Source organism: Psychrobacter sp. Cmf 22.2 (assembly GCF_001921745.1).
GTDB lineage: Bacteria > Pseudomonadota > Gammaproteobacteria > Pseudomonadales > Moraxellaceae > Psychrobacter.
This window is the reverse complement of the sequence record NZ_MRYA01000002.1, coordinates 413,471-428,199: the sequence shown is the minus strand read 5'-3', so window position 1 is coordinate 428,199 and position 14,729 is coordinate 413,471. Positions and strand designations below refer to the sequence as shown.

Genomic DNA, 14,729 nt, shown 5'->3' with positions numbered 1-14,729 from the left:
TGGAATTTTTATGAATATAACAGTAGTAGGTACAGGCTACGTAGGACTATCAAATGCTATGTTGCTCGCCCAGCATAACAAAGTGACGGCAGTGGATGTTATTCCAGAAAAAGTTGAATTACTTAATTCAAAGAAGTCACCTATCGAAGACAAGGATATTGAAGACTTCTTATCGAACGAAAATATTGATTTTAAAGCTACGTTAGATGCCAAAAATGCTTACAAAGATGCTGACTTTATCATTATTGCGACGCCTACTGATTACGATTCAAAAACCAATTATTTTAATACTCAAAGCGTAGAAAAAGTTATTGAACAAATACTTCTAGTAAATAAAACTGCTTTAATTATTATTAAATCAACGGTACCAGTCGGATATACTATTGAAGCAAGAAAACAATACTCTACCAATAATATTATTTTTTCTCCTGAATTTTTGAGAGAAGGAAAGGCTTTATACGATAATCTTTATCCTTCTAGAATTGTCATTGGAGAACAATCAGAACGTGCTCAGCTATTTGCAGACTTATTACTAGAAGGCGCTATAAAAAAAGAGGTGCCAATCCTTTTTACGAAATCAACTGAAGCAGAGGCTATAAAATTGTTCTCAAACACCTATTTAGCCATGAGAGTTGCATATTTTAATGAATTGGACACTTATGCGCAGATGTTTGGACTTGAAACCAAACAAATCATTGAAGGCGTCGGCTTAGACCCTCGTATTGGTAATCACTATAACAACCCATCTTTTGGTTATGGTGGTTATTGCCTACCTAAAGACACTAAGCAACTCTTAGCAAATTATCATGAAGTACCAAGCAACCTTATTAGAGCCATCGTTGACTCTAACAGAACTCGTAAAGACTTCATCGCAGATAAAATTATCGAGAAAAAACCACAAGTCGTTGGTGTGCATCGGTTGGTCATGAAAAGCGGTTCGGATAATTTTAGAGCGTCTGCTATTCAAGGAATTATGAAACGTATTAAAGCAAAAGGCATCGAGGTAGTCGTCTATGAGCCTGTCTTAAAAGAAAAATATTTCTTTAATTCACGGGTGATAGAGGATTTGGCAGAATTTAAAGCAATAAGCGATGTAATTATCGCAAACCGATTGTCATCTGATATACAAGACGTCTCGCACAAGGTGTTTACTCGCGATTTATTTGGGAGCGATTAATGAACATCTTAGTAACTGGTGCGGCAGGCTTTATCGGATTTCATCTCATTAAAAAGTTGTTAGAAAAAAACTGCTTTATTGTTGGTATTGATAATATCAATGACTACTATGATGTGGACTTGAAAAATGATCGTATAAAAATACTAATTGAAAACTCATCAACAGAGACTTTTAAGTTTATTAAGCTCGATCTAGCTGATCGAGAAGCCATGTCTACTCTCTTTAGTCGCTACAAATTCGATGTTGTTATTAACCTTGGTGCTCAAGCTGGTGTGCGTTATTCTATCGAAAATCCGCATGCTTATATGGATTCAAACATGGTAGGTTTTTTGAATGTGCTTGAAGGTTGCCGACAGAGCAAGGTTAAGCACTTACTCTATGCCAGCTCAAGCTCTGTTTATGGTATGAATGTTAAGCAGCCGTTTAGCACTGAAGATCGGGTTGATTACCCTATCAGTTTATATGCTGCTACCAAAAAATCTAATGAGTTAATGGCGCATACTTATAGTCATTTATATAACATTCCAACAACTGGCTTGCGTTTTTTCACAGTTTACGGCCCTTATGGTCGACCTGATATGGCTTACTTTTCTTTCACCAAAAAAATACTATCAGGGCAGCAGATCGATGTGTATAACAACGGCGAGATGCAACGGGACTTCACCTATATTGATGATATCGTTGAAGGCATCATTCGTCTTATTGATAAAACTCCTGCACCTCAAAACTCCTCCATTACTACGGCGATAGCACCTTACCAGATATATAATATCGGTAATAATCAACCAGTGACGTTGCGCCGCTTCATTAGCGCTATTGAGCAAGCATGCGGTAAAAAAGCTAGAGAGAACTTGCTTCCAATGCAGCCAGGTGATGTACCGATCACTTATGCGGATATCGATGAGCTAACCACTGATGTTGGCTTTAAACCTTCGATTAGTATTGAAGATGGTATTGCTAAATTTGTAGAGTGGTACAAACAATATTACTCAGTTTAAGTAAAAGTGTTTCATAAGCCATTTCTGTATCATTTTCTTAGACAGATGTTCAAGTTCTAATCTCATCATATTTTTTCAAAGGATTTTAGCGACATGACCACACCTTCAAACTGGCAAAGAAAACTGCTATTAACATTTCGAAGCGAAAAAAGATTGAATGCGGGTAAGATTATCAAAAACTATGATGGCAAAAACTTTGATGAGATGAAAACGACAGTAATTACTGAGTCATTGTGTGATATTGAGGCACTAACAGATGAGCGTAAAAGTACAGACTTAGAAATTCACTTAAATAATCTAAAGTATCAATCATTAGGAGAGTCTGAGCTCTGCTTTTATCATAATACTCTTATTATATTGATGCGTCGTAAATACAAAATAGATAAAACTTTTGCTGAATTTGAGAGGCTTTGGGATTCAGAAAGCAACTATTTATTAGAGCATCTTTCGCTGCGCTGGATTGTCTCAGCCTGCGACACTTTCATTGATCACTCAAATGATACTCTTAGAACTGCTATTCTAATGAACGTCATCACTCTAATGAACACCTTAAGGGTTCATGAAACCAAAAACTTTTTACAACTAAGCGCTAACGCCGAACCCATGCCGTTATTAGACGAAAAAACCGACATACTTTATGCCGGTGATTTGCCTTTATACGATGGTCTTACTTATTTTCGTATTGGTACTGATGACAGCTTAAGAAATATGCGTAAACGCTATAACAAATTTCGTAAATTCGACAAATTAGCTACTACTATACTGCTGGCTGTATTCGAAAAACTACAGAATAACCAAAGTGCTTTTGCCACTCTACGTCAACTGCATAGAGATGATTGGTCCAAATGGTGGTTAGATTAAGATCTCTTGTCTGTATTCTCAAAATTCGATGCAAATTCAATATATTTCTTTGCTATTGTGACAGGAAGAAGTGCTTCACTAAATTCAGAGCGAAATTTTTCTGGGTTCTTCATGGCTAAGCTTAATTTAGCTGCGATAGCATCTATATCTCTCATAGGCATTAGGTTTTTTTGAGGCAACAACTCACTTGGCCCAGATTGGCAGTCAGTACTAATAACTGGGGTCCCTAAAACTAAAGATTCTGCAATCACCAAAGCAAAACCTTCCCAATCAGAAGTCAATACTTTAAACTGCGCATGCTTTATGTAGGGAAAAGGATTCTCATGGAAGCCTAAAAAAACTACCTTATCTTCTAGATTGAGCTCTGCTACCAACTCCTCTATATTACTTTGAAGCTTACCTTTACCCAAGAGAAGCAACGGTAAAGACTGATCTGTCTTTGCGTAAGCTCTCAATAGCACATCATGACGTTTTGCTTCTTTAAAACTGCCAACATGAATAATATAATTTTGATATTCTGGAATGAAAGCATCAGCTAACTTTTGAATACCGTCTCTATCAATAGGATTGTGTATTGCTGTGGTTGAAGTAACATGACCAAAGTTTTCTACAAAATCCTTTTCTACTCCCTTACTCACACAGGCGCAAGGATTTTTGGAATAAATTCTCGTAAAGTTTTCTTTTCTTTGATGACCAACATCCGTTTTTGCGAACTTATATAACAACGACAAAGTATTATGAATCACATAAATGATGTTAGATAAACTACTGTAGCTAAAAATACTATCTGAACGATCAAGGTTTGATAAAATAATATCAGGTTGTCCAATATTTTTTTTGACATAACGATCTACCGCATGAGCAAAAAATTTATCGCGACGCTCTGCTCCTGGTATCATCTTATAAGGTTTGAATTTGAGCATATGATAAATAAGGTTTGGATTAAGATCATATTCGACCCGCGGTTTAAACCTTAAAATATGTACTTCGTATCCTAATTCGTAAAATCCCTGTCCCAAAGTAAGAACGACACGCTCTGCCCCTCCGCCTTGTAGACAATTAATAGCGAGCAACGCTATTTTTTTATGCTGCTTCATAAACGATAACCTATGGACGAATTACTATTCATTTAATATGTGAAATATTATTATGTTAAATGAATCAACGCTTGAATAATTTTGCAAATAGGGATTTGGAAGACTTTGGACGAGTCACTTTATTCCCGATATAGCCTTGTTGAGATTTTTTTGGAAAATTACCAAAAGGCTCAATTCTATAGTTCTCTAGATCATAGCCAGCAGCAAGCGCTTCATTATAGTAGTCATCGAAAAGATCGACCAAATCCTGTCTTGGATGTGGTAAGACTTCACCGTCAAACCAATGCTCTACCCCTTCCTCATTCACTCTAGGTAGCGAATACTTATGACTAAATTGCGTTCCCATATCTGAGTAATGCAATATTTTGATTTCTTCTATTGCTAAATTTTCACCATCTATACAGTTATAACTGTCCTGATAAGGTTCAATCAGCTTTTTATTTTTTTTGAATAGCTTCATCATCTCTTTATGACTATCAATGTTGTCTTTTAGCTGCTCAACAGATGGAATATATTTGCGCGCTTTGGGGCAATCCCATATACAAGTACACAAGCGAGTCATATCAGCATTCGTCTTAGCAGACACTATAGACTGTCCTTCGATAGGATTCTGCCACAGCTTCGCTAAATCGTCTAAAATAACAACATCAGCATCCATATATATCGCACGTCCAGAGTAGTTACAATACTCTGGAATTGCCCATCTAAAACCAGAGAAAGGTGTTGACCATTTAGTAGTATCCCAGCCCTTACCAGTCTCAGGATTTGAATACCAGTAGCTATCAGGATCGCGCGATAGCTGCATCCATACTATCTCCACTGGCATACTAGTATGTCTATGAATACTATAATCTAGAACCATCATCTGCTCTAAATCACAGTTATTTGGGTCACAGCCAACAAAGACTTTGATGGTATCATTCGTGCTCATAATTCTATCCATTTACTGGGTGATGCTTCTATTCTCATGAAAATAAGGATAGAAAACATCAATACTAACTTCTGCGGATATAAAAATATTTAAATATAAGTTCAACCTACTCTCTCCAGTATTTTTCAATCCATCCTACTGGCAAGATAAAATGACGCAGATGGCGTAGTGGTTTTTTAAGGTTCTTGGGTTCTTTCAATCTTTTCAAATGATCTACTGCATTATTAGCAGCGTTTTTGTTATATCTTCCCTCAATTGCATGAGTAGGATATAGATCACCTGGGAAGATAACGATGCGTGCCCCTTTAGGGATTTTTGGTTCTTTAATATAATTTAGCGGAAACGGTTGACGACACTTACGTCTAAAGTGGGCCACCCATTTTTTTGGGAATAACTTGACACCATTTGGCGCATTACGAGTTACAAAGCGTTGCTCAAAGCGGTATTTATCAGCGATACCTTGCGGATCAGCTTTAAATTTTTCTTGAAGAGATACCAATGAACCAACTTGAAAACGAAAGCAAGATGTTTGCCCTAGTCGTTCTAAGGGATTACTTGGATTATAAGACAAGATAACATCATCAGGTTTGCCATACTCAAAAAAAGAATCAAGGCTATCGACAATAATGACATCCAAATCTAAAAATAGAACGGTGCCTGATAGATCACCTAATTTTTCGCCCCAAAGTCGTGACTTTGGCCATTTACCTAAGGTATTGGTTGGCATAGTCACATCTAAAGGAGGCAGCTCTTGACACTCAATCTCTGGACGAACATTTGTCGTATCATCCGTAAAGCAAACAAAGCGAAATGGTGGCGTAATATTGCGTGATACCATACCGTAGAGCTTATTGGCGTAATCAGCCCCGTATTTAGTGCCCCATTTAATACAGATAATTTGCTTAATATCATTGTTATGTGTTGCTTTTCTACCTATTGGCATCGAAACTACTCACTTTAAATAGTATGAATAAATAATATGCTCCGTATATTAACATAAAAAAAAGACTAAACAATTATGTTCAGCCTTTTTAATTTTGCTAGATAACATTAGTCAATAAAGCTTAACCAATCCATATACTTCTCATTACGCCCATGCACCACATCAAAATACAAGGTTTGCAGCTTTTCAGTCAATGGACCACGGCTACCGTTACCGATAGTACGATCGTCATACTCACGAATAGGCGTAACCTCAGCAGCTGTACCGGTCATAAAGATTTCATCGGCCAGGTAGAACTCATCTCGAGTGATACGGCGCTCAATGACGTTAATGCCCAAATCAGCGGCAAACTGTAAAATAGTGCGACGAGTAATACCATCCAAAGCTCCACCAGATAAGTCTGGGGTATGTAGCTCACCATTCTTAACTAAAAATAAATTCTCGCCGGCACCTTGGCAAACAAAGCCTTGTGGGTCCATCAAGATAGCTTCGTCATAACCATTACGAGTCACTTCTTGGTTAGCCATGATAGATACAGGATAGTTACTTGAAGCCTTAGCCTTACACATCGTGACGTTTGGCATGTGGTGTGTATAAGAAGAGGTTTTGACGCGGATACCGTTTTGAATGCCCTCTTCGCCAAGATATGCACCCCAGTGCCAAGCAGCAACCATTGCATTGATACTGTTGCCATGGGAGGACAGGCCTAGTTTTTCTGCGCCCACCCAAATAAGTGGACGAATATAAGCTTCGGCTAATTCATTTTGTTTAACCACATCTTTATGTGCTTGCTCAAGCGTAGCCACATCAAAAGGCACATCCATTTGAAATATCTTTGCAGACCCTAACAGACGCTCAGTATGCTCTTTTAAACGGAAGATTGCGGTACGATTGTCATCAGTTTGATAAGCACGTACTCCTTCAAACACCGCCATACCATAATGCAAACTATGGGTAAGTACATGAACTTTGGCATCAGGTTGTTCAACCATCGTACCGTTCATCCAAAGCTTGCCTTCCTGTGTTGCCATATTCATGTAAAAATCCTTATGTTAGTACTAACGACTAACTTTTTGTTGAGTTTTAAGTAACTATTTTAATTAAAATTGTATGATTACACTGAGTCCGTATTAGTGTGCAAATGATTATATCATCGGCAAGCCAAACAAATGAAACATTTTAGTTTGTCGTTACATGGCTTTTATTTATACCCTTTGTTGTATAAATGCTTATTTCGCTTCTATTGACGGTCCACCCATCAAATGTTGCCACTGAGATTGCACAAGCGCACGTGTCTCTGTCCATAATGATTCATCTACCAGCAAGGATTGCTCAGACAGTGCCAGCTGGTGGGCAGCAGCTCGTATACGCAGATACGCATCAGTTAAATCTTGGCAAACTTGCTCATTCCAAATACCAAGCAGCGCCACTTCTTCAAAGATACGTACGTTGTCGCTCCACTTGGTCAGGCTTGGGTACTCATGCGAATAAGCCAGCACTACAAATTGCGCTAAAAACTCAATATCAATAATGCCGCCAGCGTCTTGCTTGAGATGAAACTTGCCAGCTTGTTGTTGTCCCCAACTGGTGCCAAGATGTTTTTGCATTTTGATGCGCATACTTGTTACCTCTGTACGCACTTCATCAAGTGTACGCGGCAGGGACAATATCGTACGGCGAATATCGCAAAATAGTGCTGTTACACGTTTGTCACCGCATATTGCCCGTGCCCGAACCAGTGCTTGATGCTCCCAAGCCCATGCTTTGTCACGTTGATAAGTCTCAAAAGCATGGCAAGAGACCACCATCATACCTGCATTACCTGATGGTCGCAGACGCATATCAATCTCATATGCTCGTCCATCACGCGTTTGCGTATTAAGATAAGTCATAAGCTTTTGCGCCAGACGTGCAGCAAACTTCATCCCACTTACTGACTTCTCACCAGTCGTCATGCCCTGCTCTTTTATCTTGTGCAAAAACACCAAGTCTAAATCGGATGAGTAAGACAGCTCAAGACCACCAAGCTTACCATAACCAATAATAGCAAAACCACAATCAGCTTCAGTGACTGGATCACCATTTTGGGCGATAGGATAGCCGTAGCGCTTGACCAATTCTGCAAAAGCGCGCTCCAGTGCCGCTTCTAACACCACAGCTGCAATGTAAGTTAAAGAATCTGATACTTTCATGATGGGCCTTTCAGCCAAGACGTCACTGGCAGCAACGGCCAACACCTGATTCTTTTTAAACAACCGCAGCACGCTCAATAGCTCTTCTTCGTCATCAGGCTCTACACGCAATAGACGCTGACGCAAGATGTCGTGTAGCTCTAGTTTGTCCGGCAAATGACGATAGCGCTGCTGTAAAAAGGTATCCAGTAAGACAGGATACCGTGCCAGCTCATTGGCGATCCAAGGGCTAGCAGACAACATCGGAATCAGCTCAACCGTGGCATTTGGGTTTTCTGCGATCATGACCAAGTAGATTGAGCGTCGACAGATGGCCTCAAGTAAATTAATAAGACGCGGTAGTGCACTATTGGCCAGCTGCTGCTGTTCTTGATGCGCAAGCAGCGCATGTACGATTACTGGATAAGCGTCATCTAAACGTGTTCGAGCTTCATCGCGTAGGTTGGCGACCATTTTTGATTGCCAAAATGCCTGTAGTTGTGCGCGGTTTTGCTCCGTTAGTATGGTATTGAGCTGCGCAATTTGCTCATCAAGATTGGCATGGTCAAGCTCAGTGTCTTCTTGATCGGGTACTTGCCGTTCAGTCACCATACGCTCAAATGGAACATTGACATTTTCGCGATGTAGATTAAGCGTTGTTAGTAGTGCAGCCCAAGTCTCAAAGCCTAAAGTAATGGCCAAATTGTACTGCCAGTGTTCATCATTAGGTAGCCGCTGGGTCTGCTGATCGTTAATTGCTTGAATACCGTGTTCAAGACGGCGCAAAAACCGGTAAGCGGCCTGTAATTGGCCATAGGTCGAGTATTCGAGATATTCAAGCTCACACAGCGCCTCCATCGCTTGCAGACATGACTTGACTTGTAGCTGCGGATGACGACCACCATAGATAAGCTGAAAGGCTTGTACGATAAACTCGATATCACGAATACCACCAGCACCCAGCTTAATATTATCCAAATCTTCTCGCTGTGCCACTTGATTTTGGATGAGAGATTTCATCTCACGCAAAGCCGAAAAAGCACTATAATCGACGTAATAGCGAAAAACGAAAGACTTAATGAGCGATTGCAACTCATCATAAAATGGCGGTGATATTTGACCAACCACACGTGCTTTTAGCCAAGCAAAACGCTCCCACGCTCGGCCATGGTTGGCAAAGTACTTTTGCAATGCTGATAGATGAATAGCCAAATCGCTACCATCACCCCATGGGCGCAAACGCATGTCTACTCGGAACACAAAACCGTCTGCGGTACAATTATCCAATAGCTTAATAATACCTTGACCAAGGCGCGTCATAAAGCGTTTATTATCAATACTTCGCGTGCCTTGTGCTTTATCGCCATCAGTCTCGCCACGCGCTTGGTGGACAAATATCAGGTCAATATCACTCGATAAATTCAGTTCATGAGCGCCAAGTTTACCCATAGCCATAATTGCCATGTCGTCAATACGCTTCACCCCTTTATCATCTATAAAAGTTGGCTTGCCATATTGGGCAACCAATTGCTGATAAGTATATTCTTTAGCAAAAACTATACAACCATCAGCAAGCTCAGAGAGCTCATCCGTCAACTGTTCAAGCTTTATCATTCTTAGAGCATCCTGCCAAATCCAGCGCATCATCAATAGATTGCGCAGATTTCGCAGCCCTTTCATGACTGTCGCCTCATCACCCAACTGGTAGTTATCATCTAACGTATAATCTTGAATAAGATCATCTATTTGCTGACGAGTTAATGTTTGATTGAGTGGATAACTGCGCAAAAACGTCTGACAAGAAGTCGTCCGACTCTCCCAAATCTGATACGCAAAAGCACTAGCCGTACTCAAAACTTGGATTTGTTCGTCTGTAGGCTGATAGCTTTGGTTACTAGGTGTAGTAGATGACATCACTAGTGACATAATAAGTACTCCGTGCAGCATGGATCAATAAGACTACCTGAACCTAACCGTCTTGTTCATAGTTTTTTCTAACGAGAGGGTCACATTAGATAAACTGTTGCAGGTATGACCATCTTGCGGTTTACAATACATACAGCATTTGACTGGGTCAATTTTATGGTAGCATGAATACTAAAAACCTAAACGAGCAACCATTACTTTTGGTAGTAAGAAGTTGTAGAATACTAGATTGACAACTAAAATGCGTGATAACCTGCGTAAACGCAATTCTAAAACAAGTCCAAGCATTTTTATTTATATTTCATTCTCTTTTAATACTCACAACAACTAACAACCAACAACTGATTACTGGTGATACTACCTATATGACCGTGCCGATAACTGACAGAGATACTCCATTATTATTAATTACTACCGATCCAGGCCACCCGCTTGCGCATTTAGCACTACGTTATGCTCGTACCTTTTTAAAGCAAATAACATCAAAGCAGGTACAACATCACGATGAAAGTACGGGGCAGCAAGTCGCTGAAAGTGTTACGCAACCCTTAAATGTCTTTTTTTATGCTGATGCCGCCCACATAGCCAATCGCTTGCGCTGGCAGTCAGCAGATCAGACTGACTTAACTAAAGAATGGCAAGCGCTTGCTAAGCAATACCAGCTCTCGCTACCTGTATGCGTCAGCACTGCGCTTAGCCGCGGCGTTAGTGATAATGATAACAGTACACGCCATCAACTAAATGGTGAAAATATTGCCAATGGTTTTCATTTGGTTGGTCTTAGTGATCTTGCAATGATGATGCAAAGCAACTGCCGTCTGCTACAGTTTTAAGTGAGCATAAACAATGAAGGATGATCTATGAAATTACTCATTCAGCTGCGCACTCCCACAGAGATGGCAAGCTATGAAGGCTGTGCCCTCGCCTTGACGCTTGCAACGTTTGGTCATGAGGTACAGCTTTATTTAGACGCTCCTGTCTTTGGACTGCTGATGCAGCCAAAGTCGCGTTTGTACGGTATGATTCAATCTCTTGAGCTGTATGATATGCCGCCCGCTTGGCTACCTGAGGATGTATTTAGCGGATGGATTACAGGTATGTTACCAAGCGACTTGGCCTCGCAGCTTATGCTGGTACCAGAAGTCATTAACTCACAAGATTTTGAGCAGATTTTAGCCTTTTAACGGTATATATTTCTAGATATTAACTTGCTATCTATAAACATTCGGAAACTTAATATGGCAACTCTATACCAATTACACAGCACAATGGACAGACTCAGACGCAGCACAGAAGAGATGGCGCTAACGTGGCGCGCTGGTGACAGTATTATCTTGTTAGGCGCAACTGTCGCTTTTATTGAATGGCTTCATGCTTATTTAAGTGATAGTGATATAGAAGGTATCGCTGGCATTTATGCACTAGCTGATGATGTCGCACAGCTTAGTAACAACACGACTGCCAAGCTAAACTTAAACGCCAAGCTAACTGGTGTTTTAACTGATAATGAATGGGTAACCATGACCCAAGATCCACAGTTTGATAAAGTAGTGACAATCGCCTTATGACTGTATCTAATATTACTCTATCTAACATCGCTCTAGATCAAGACGGTCATCTTTGTGACCATAGCATCTGGACGCCTGATATCGCTCAACAACTGGCAAATACATTAGATGTAGAGCTAAATGACGAGCATCTAGCCATCTTACAGCAGGTACGTGCTTTTTTTAATAAATTCAATCACTCGCCAGCTACCCGGCCATTAATTAAATGGTTGCAGAAGACTTTGCCTGAACAAGATATCAGCAACCAAAAGTTGCAGCAATTATTCAATACTGGTTTAGTCGCCCGTCATGTCAATCGTCTGGCAGGTCTACCAAAGCCGCCTAACTGCTTATAAAAACCACTTCTTTATGGGCTGCTATTTTGGGTCATAAACAGTAAGGCTCTCGTAACCGATGCTGCGTCCTTCATCACCACTAAAACCTTGCTGTCGCCATACTTCGTAGAGACATATCGCCACGCTGTTAGATAAGTTAAGGCTGCGCGAATCAGGCAACATGGGCAGTCTTAACCAATTATCAGCGCCAATATCTTCACGTATATCATCCGTTAGGCCTGCGGTTTCAGAACCAAACACCATCGCCACACTAGGCGTTGTTGCAGTCGCACGGTTTGCATTGGTATCTAATTGCGCCATAAAATCATAATCATAAAACGGTTTACTAAGCTTGGTTGTCAGCGCTGTGATTGTCTGGCAATCTGCCTCAAGTAATGCTTGCTTCGCTGCCGACCAATCAGCATGCACTTGCAAGTGTGCGTATTCATGATAATCCAATCCAGCACGGCGTAACTTTTTATCATCTAGCTCAAAGCCTAGTGGCTGCACCAAATGTAGCTGCGCGCCACTATTGGCACACAAACGAATAATATTGCCAGTATTGCTAGGCATTTTGGGTGCCACTAGCACTATATGAATGGTCATAAAATTTCCATAATAGGGTTAAAAAGATTGATGTTATTTGCGACATACTGGTCCAACGTTGTTCTTATGCACTATCGTCAACTGACAGCCATGTAAAACAGTTAACCACTAACCGTAATTAAAAGTTACAGTTTATTGTCAATAATTACATTTTGATACTGGGCACAGATTTTAACTTTGATTATCATGGCTCCAATGGATATCAAGACAGTTTGATGATATCAGAACAGCCTATTTATTTATGCTCAACTGATATCATGATATTGCCATTTATCCTGCACATCGTTGGTGATGATTAAGCAACATGCTTGTTATTACTCGAATAAACCTATCCATTTTGGGAACATTATTATGAAAAAAGTAATTATCGCATCTTTGACTGCTATGTTTGTATTGACTGGTTGCAACACTTTTAAAGGCCTAGGCCAAGACGTATCAAGCGCTGGCGAAGCAGTAACTGGTGGTGCACAAGACGTACAAAACAAAATCTAAGTTCTAACATTTTAGATTCTGTGTTTGAAGGGCTTACCATTTGGTAAGCCTTTTTTTGTTCTTAATAACAGTGATGTATAAACAGTAATGTATAAATAATCTTCATCATATACAGATACATAAAAATTTAAGCATACAAGCACTATAAAAATGTGCGCAATATCTGATTTAAGTAACGACGACCTAATAAAGTTGGTTGTAACAGCTCAGTATTGTTCACCAACAAGCCTTGCTCGACTAGCTTATTGACTTGCCGCGCTATGCTTTCATAGCTCAGTCCTGTTCGCGATGCAAATAGCGACCATGTCAACCCATCATGCAGACGTAGCGCATTGAGCATAAATTCACTGACCAACTCATCATCAGCAATTGGCAGCCAATTGACCATTTTTGGTGCATCTTCATAAGTCATATAGTCTTTTGGAGAGCGTGATTTACTAAAACGGTAGATACCTGTCTTTGATAGTAGTTCCTCTGATAATAGTTCATCGTTTTGCAAATCCTTACTTATTAAGTCACTGCGATTCAAAGTTACCTTGCCGTGTGCGCCAGCACCAATGGCCAAATAATCGCCAAACTGCCAGTAATTGACGTTGTGTCGACACGGCTTATCTGATGCACCTGCCCATGCCGACACTTCGTAGTTATCATAACCCAGGCGCTGTAGCAAAGCCTGCCCTGCCTCTTCGATATCAGCCAAGCTATCCTCATCAGGTAAGATAGGCTGACTGCGATAGAATACGGTGTTGGGCTCAATTGTCAGCTGATACCAAGAGATGTGCGTTGCGCCAGCGTCATGCGCTGTCTGAATATCATACAACGCTTCGCTAAGCGACTGCTGCGGCAAACCGTGCATTAAGTCTACATTTACCCTCTCAAAGCCAGCAGCGCGAGCCGCATGAATGGCGGCTGTTGCCTGAGCAGGATCGTGAATACGTCCAAGTGTTTGCAACTTATCAGCAGCGAAGCTCTGTACCCCGATAGATAAGCGATTAATACCTACTTTTAGATACTCAGCGAATGGTGCATGTTCTAAAGTGCCAGGATTCGCTTCCATGGTGACTTCAATATCTTCCGCAAATTCAAAGCAGGCTTGTAGACCGGCGAATAACCGCTGATATTGACTAATCGGTAATAATGATGGCGTGCCACCGCCTATGAATATTGAGCCAATCTGGCGTCCTTGAGTCAGAGGCTGCTGCATCTGCGCATCTAGCAAGAGTGCATCTACGTACTCATCATACATTGACAGCTGTACATCAGCGCCCAACTCGTGCGAGTTAAAATCACAATAAGGACATTTTTTTACACACCACGGAATATGTATATATAGCGCCAACGGTATAATGGTCGCATCTATACAAGAAGTATTTGTAGCGTTGGAGAACACTCTAATATTATCAAACTCAGATATCGACATAACGTAAACTTATTCAATAAAAAGCGGCGACAAACCGCAAAAAATACGGCTAGGATAACGGCTACGTACATGAAAGAAAAGCACTGTCTTTACTAATTTAGTCTATTAAATAGATGTCTGGCGAAAATATTAATAAAACCACGGCTATAAAATCCAGATAGATTTGCAATATATGGTTGTTACCAAATAAAGTAGATACCTTATATAAAACTTTACCTCAAATAT

At 40.4% G+C, this 14,729-nt stretch carries 15 protein-coding genes; 8 read left to right on the top strand and 7 right to left on the bottom strand.

The genetic code is table 11. From position 1 onward, the window contains the following. The first annotated feature begins 10 nt into the window (after nucleotides 1-10). The 3 genes from BTV98_RS05995 (at nucleotide 11) to BTV98_RS05985 (ending at nucleotide 3,036) form a co-directional block, all read left to right on the top strand. A complete protein-coding gene (locus BTV98_RS05995) occupies nucleotides 11-1,177 on the top strand; it encodes a nucleotide sugar dehydrogenase (RefSeq protein ID WP_075103155.1) in 1,167 nt (388 codons plus the stop codon). After that, the gene (locus tag BTV98_RS05990) at nucleotides 1,177-2,175 is read left to right on the top strand and encodes an NAD-dependent epimerase (protein WP_075103154.1); all 999 of its coding nucleotides are present in this window, start codon (nucleotides 1,177-1,179) and stop codon (nucleotides 2,173-2,175) included. The genes BTV98_RS05995 and BTV98_RS05990 overlap by 1 nt, the downstream gene beginning before the upstream one ends. 93 nt (nucleotides 2,176-2,268) lie before the next feature. Further along, a complete protein-coding gene (locus BTV98_RS05985; RefSeq protein WP_058369837.1) occupies nucleotides 2,269-3,036 on the top strand; it encodes a hypothetical protein in 768 nt (255 codons plus the stop codon). Here BTV98_RS05985 and BTV98_RS05980 read toward each other — a convergent pair. The 5 genes from BTV98_RS05980 to glnE form a co-directional block, all read right to left on the bottom strand. After that, the gene (locus BTV98_RS05980) at nucleotides 3,033-4,133 is read right to left on the bottom strand and encodes a glycosyltransferase (RefSeq protein WP_075103153.1); all 1,101 of its coding nucleotides are present in this window, start codon (nucleotides 4,131-4,133) and stop codon (nucleotides 3,033-3,035) included. The genes BTV98_RS05985 and BTV98_RS05980 overlap by 4 nt on opposite strands. 64 nt (nucleotides 4,134-4,197) lie before the next feature. After that, nucleotides 4,198-5,064 carry a glycosyltransferase gene (locus BTV98_RS05975; protein ID WP_058368679.1) on the bottom strand — a complete coding sequence of 289 codons (867 nt, stop codon included), beginning with the start codon at nucleotides 5,062-5,064 and terminating at the stop codon, nucleotides 4,198-4,200. Nucleotides 5,065-5,170: 106 nt separating this feature from the next. Continuing rightward, the gene (locus BTV98_RS05970) at nucleotides 5,171-6,007 is read right to left on the bottom strand and encodes a glycosyl transferase (protein ID WP_075103152.1); all 837 of its coding nucleotides are present in this window, start codon (nucleotides 6,005-6,007) and stop codon (nucleotides 5,171-5,173) included. 107 nt (nucleotides 6,008-6,114) lie between these two features. Then, the gene (locus BTV98_RS05965) at nucleotides 6,115-7,044 is read right to left on the bottom strand and encodes a branched-chain amino acid transaminase (RefSeq protein ID WP_075103151.1); all 930 of its coding nucleotides are present in this window, start codon (nucleotides 7,042-7,044) and stop codon (nucleotides 6,115-6,117) included. 192 nt (nucleotides 7,045-7,236) lie between these two features. Next, a complete protein-coding gene (gene glnE / locus BTV98_RS05960) occupies nucleotides 7,237-10,092 on the bottom strand; it encodes a bifunctional [glutamate--ammonia ligase]-adenylyl-L-tyrosine phosphorylase/[glutamate--ammonia-ligase] adenylyltransferase (RefSeq protein WP_083606131.1) in 2,856 nt (951 codons plus the stop codon). A gap of 377 nt (nucleotides 10,093-10,469) precedes the next feature. On the opposite strand from glnE, the gene tusD reads away from it, so the two are divergent. The 4 genes from tusD to BTV98_RS05940 are packed head-to-tail and all read left to right on the top strand — an operon-like array spanning nucleotide 10,470 to nucleotide 12,007. Then, nucleotides 10,470-10,937: a sulfurtransferase complex subunit TusD gene (tusD, locus tag BTV98_RS05955; protein WP_075103149.1), complete on the top strand. Its 468-nt coding sequence runs from the start codon at nucleotides 10,470-10,472 to the stop codon at nucleotides 10,935-10,937. Nucleotides 10,938-10,964: 27 nt separating this feature from the next. Beyond that, a complete protein-coding gene (locus BTV98_RS05950) occupies nucleotides 10,965-11,288 on the top strand; it encodes a hypothetical protein (RefSeq protein ID WP_075103148.1) in 324 nt (107 codons plus the stop codon). A 54-nt stretch (nucleotides 11,289-11,342) separates the two neighbouring features. Continuing rightward, the gene (locus BTV98_RS05945) at nucleotides 11,343-11,672 is read left to right on the top strand and encodes a hypothetical protein (protein ID WP_075103147.1); all 330 of its coding nucleotides are present in this window, start codon (nucleotides 11,343-11,345) and stop codon (nucleotides 11,670-11,672) included. Further along, nucleotides 11,669-12,007, top strand: a complete 339-nt coding sequence (locus BTV98_RS05940; protein WP_075103146.1) for a TusE/DsrC/DsvC family sulfur relay protein — start codon at nucleotides 11,669-11,671, stop codon at nucleotides 12,005-12,007. The genes BTV98_RS05945 and BTV98_RS05940 overlap by 4 nt, the downstream gene beginning before the upstream one ends. Nucleotides 12,008-12,028: 21 nt before the next feature. Here BTV98_RS05940 and BTV98_RS05935 read toward each other — a convergent pair whose 3' ends face one another. Beyond that, nucleotides 12,029-12,592: a tRNA (cytidine(34)-2'-O)-methyltransferase gene (locus BTV98_RS05935; protein ID WP_075103145.1), complete on the bottom strand. Its 564-nt coding sequence runs from the start codon at nucleotides 12,590-12,592 to the stop codon at nucleotides 12,029-12,031. 351 nt (nucleotides 12,593-12,943) lie between these two features. Between BTV98_RS05935 and BTV98_RS05930 the strand changes: the two genes are divergently transcribed. Then, entirely contained in the window at nucleotides 12,944-13,084 is a 141-nt protein-coding gene (locus tag BTV98_RS05930) for an entericidin A/B family lipoprotein (RefSeq protein WP_075103144.1), read from the top strand. A gap of 142 nt (nucleotides 13,085-13,226) precedes the next feature. On the opposite strand, the gene hemW is transcribed toward BTV98_RS05930, so the two are convergent. Further along, nucleotides 13,227-14,504: a radical SAM family heme chaperone HemW gene (gene hemW / locus BTV98_RS05925; protein WP_058368676.1), complete on the bottom strand. Its 1,278-nt coding sequence runs from the start codon at nucleotides 14,502-14,504 to the stop codon at nucleotides 13,227-13,229. Nucleotides 14,505-14,729 lie beyond the last annotated feature (225 nt).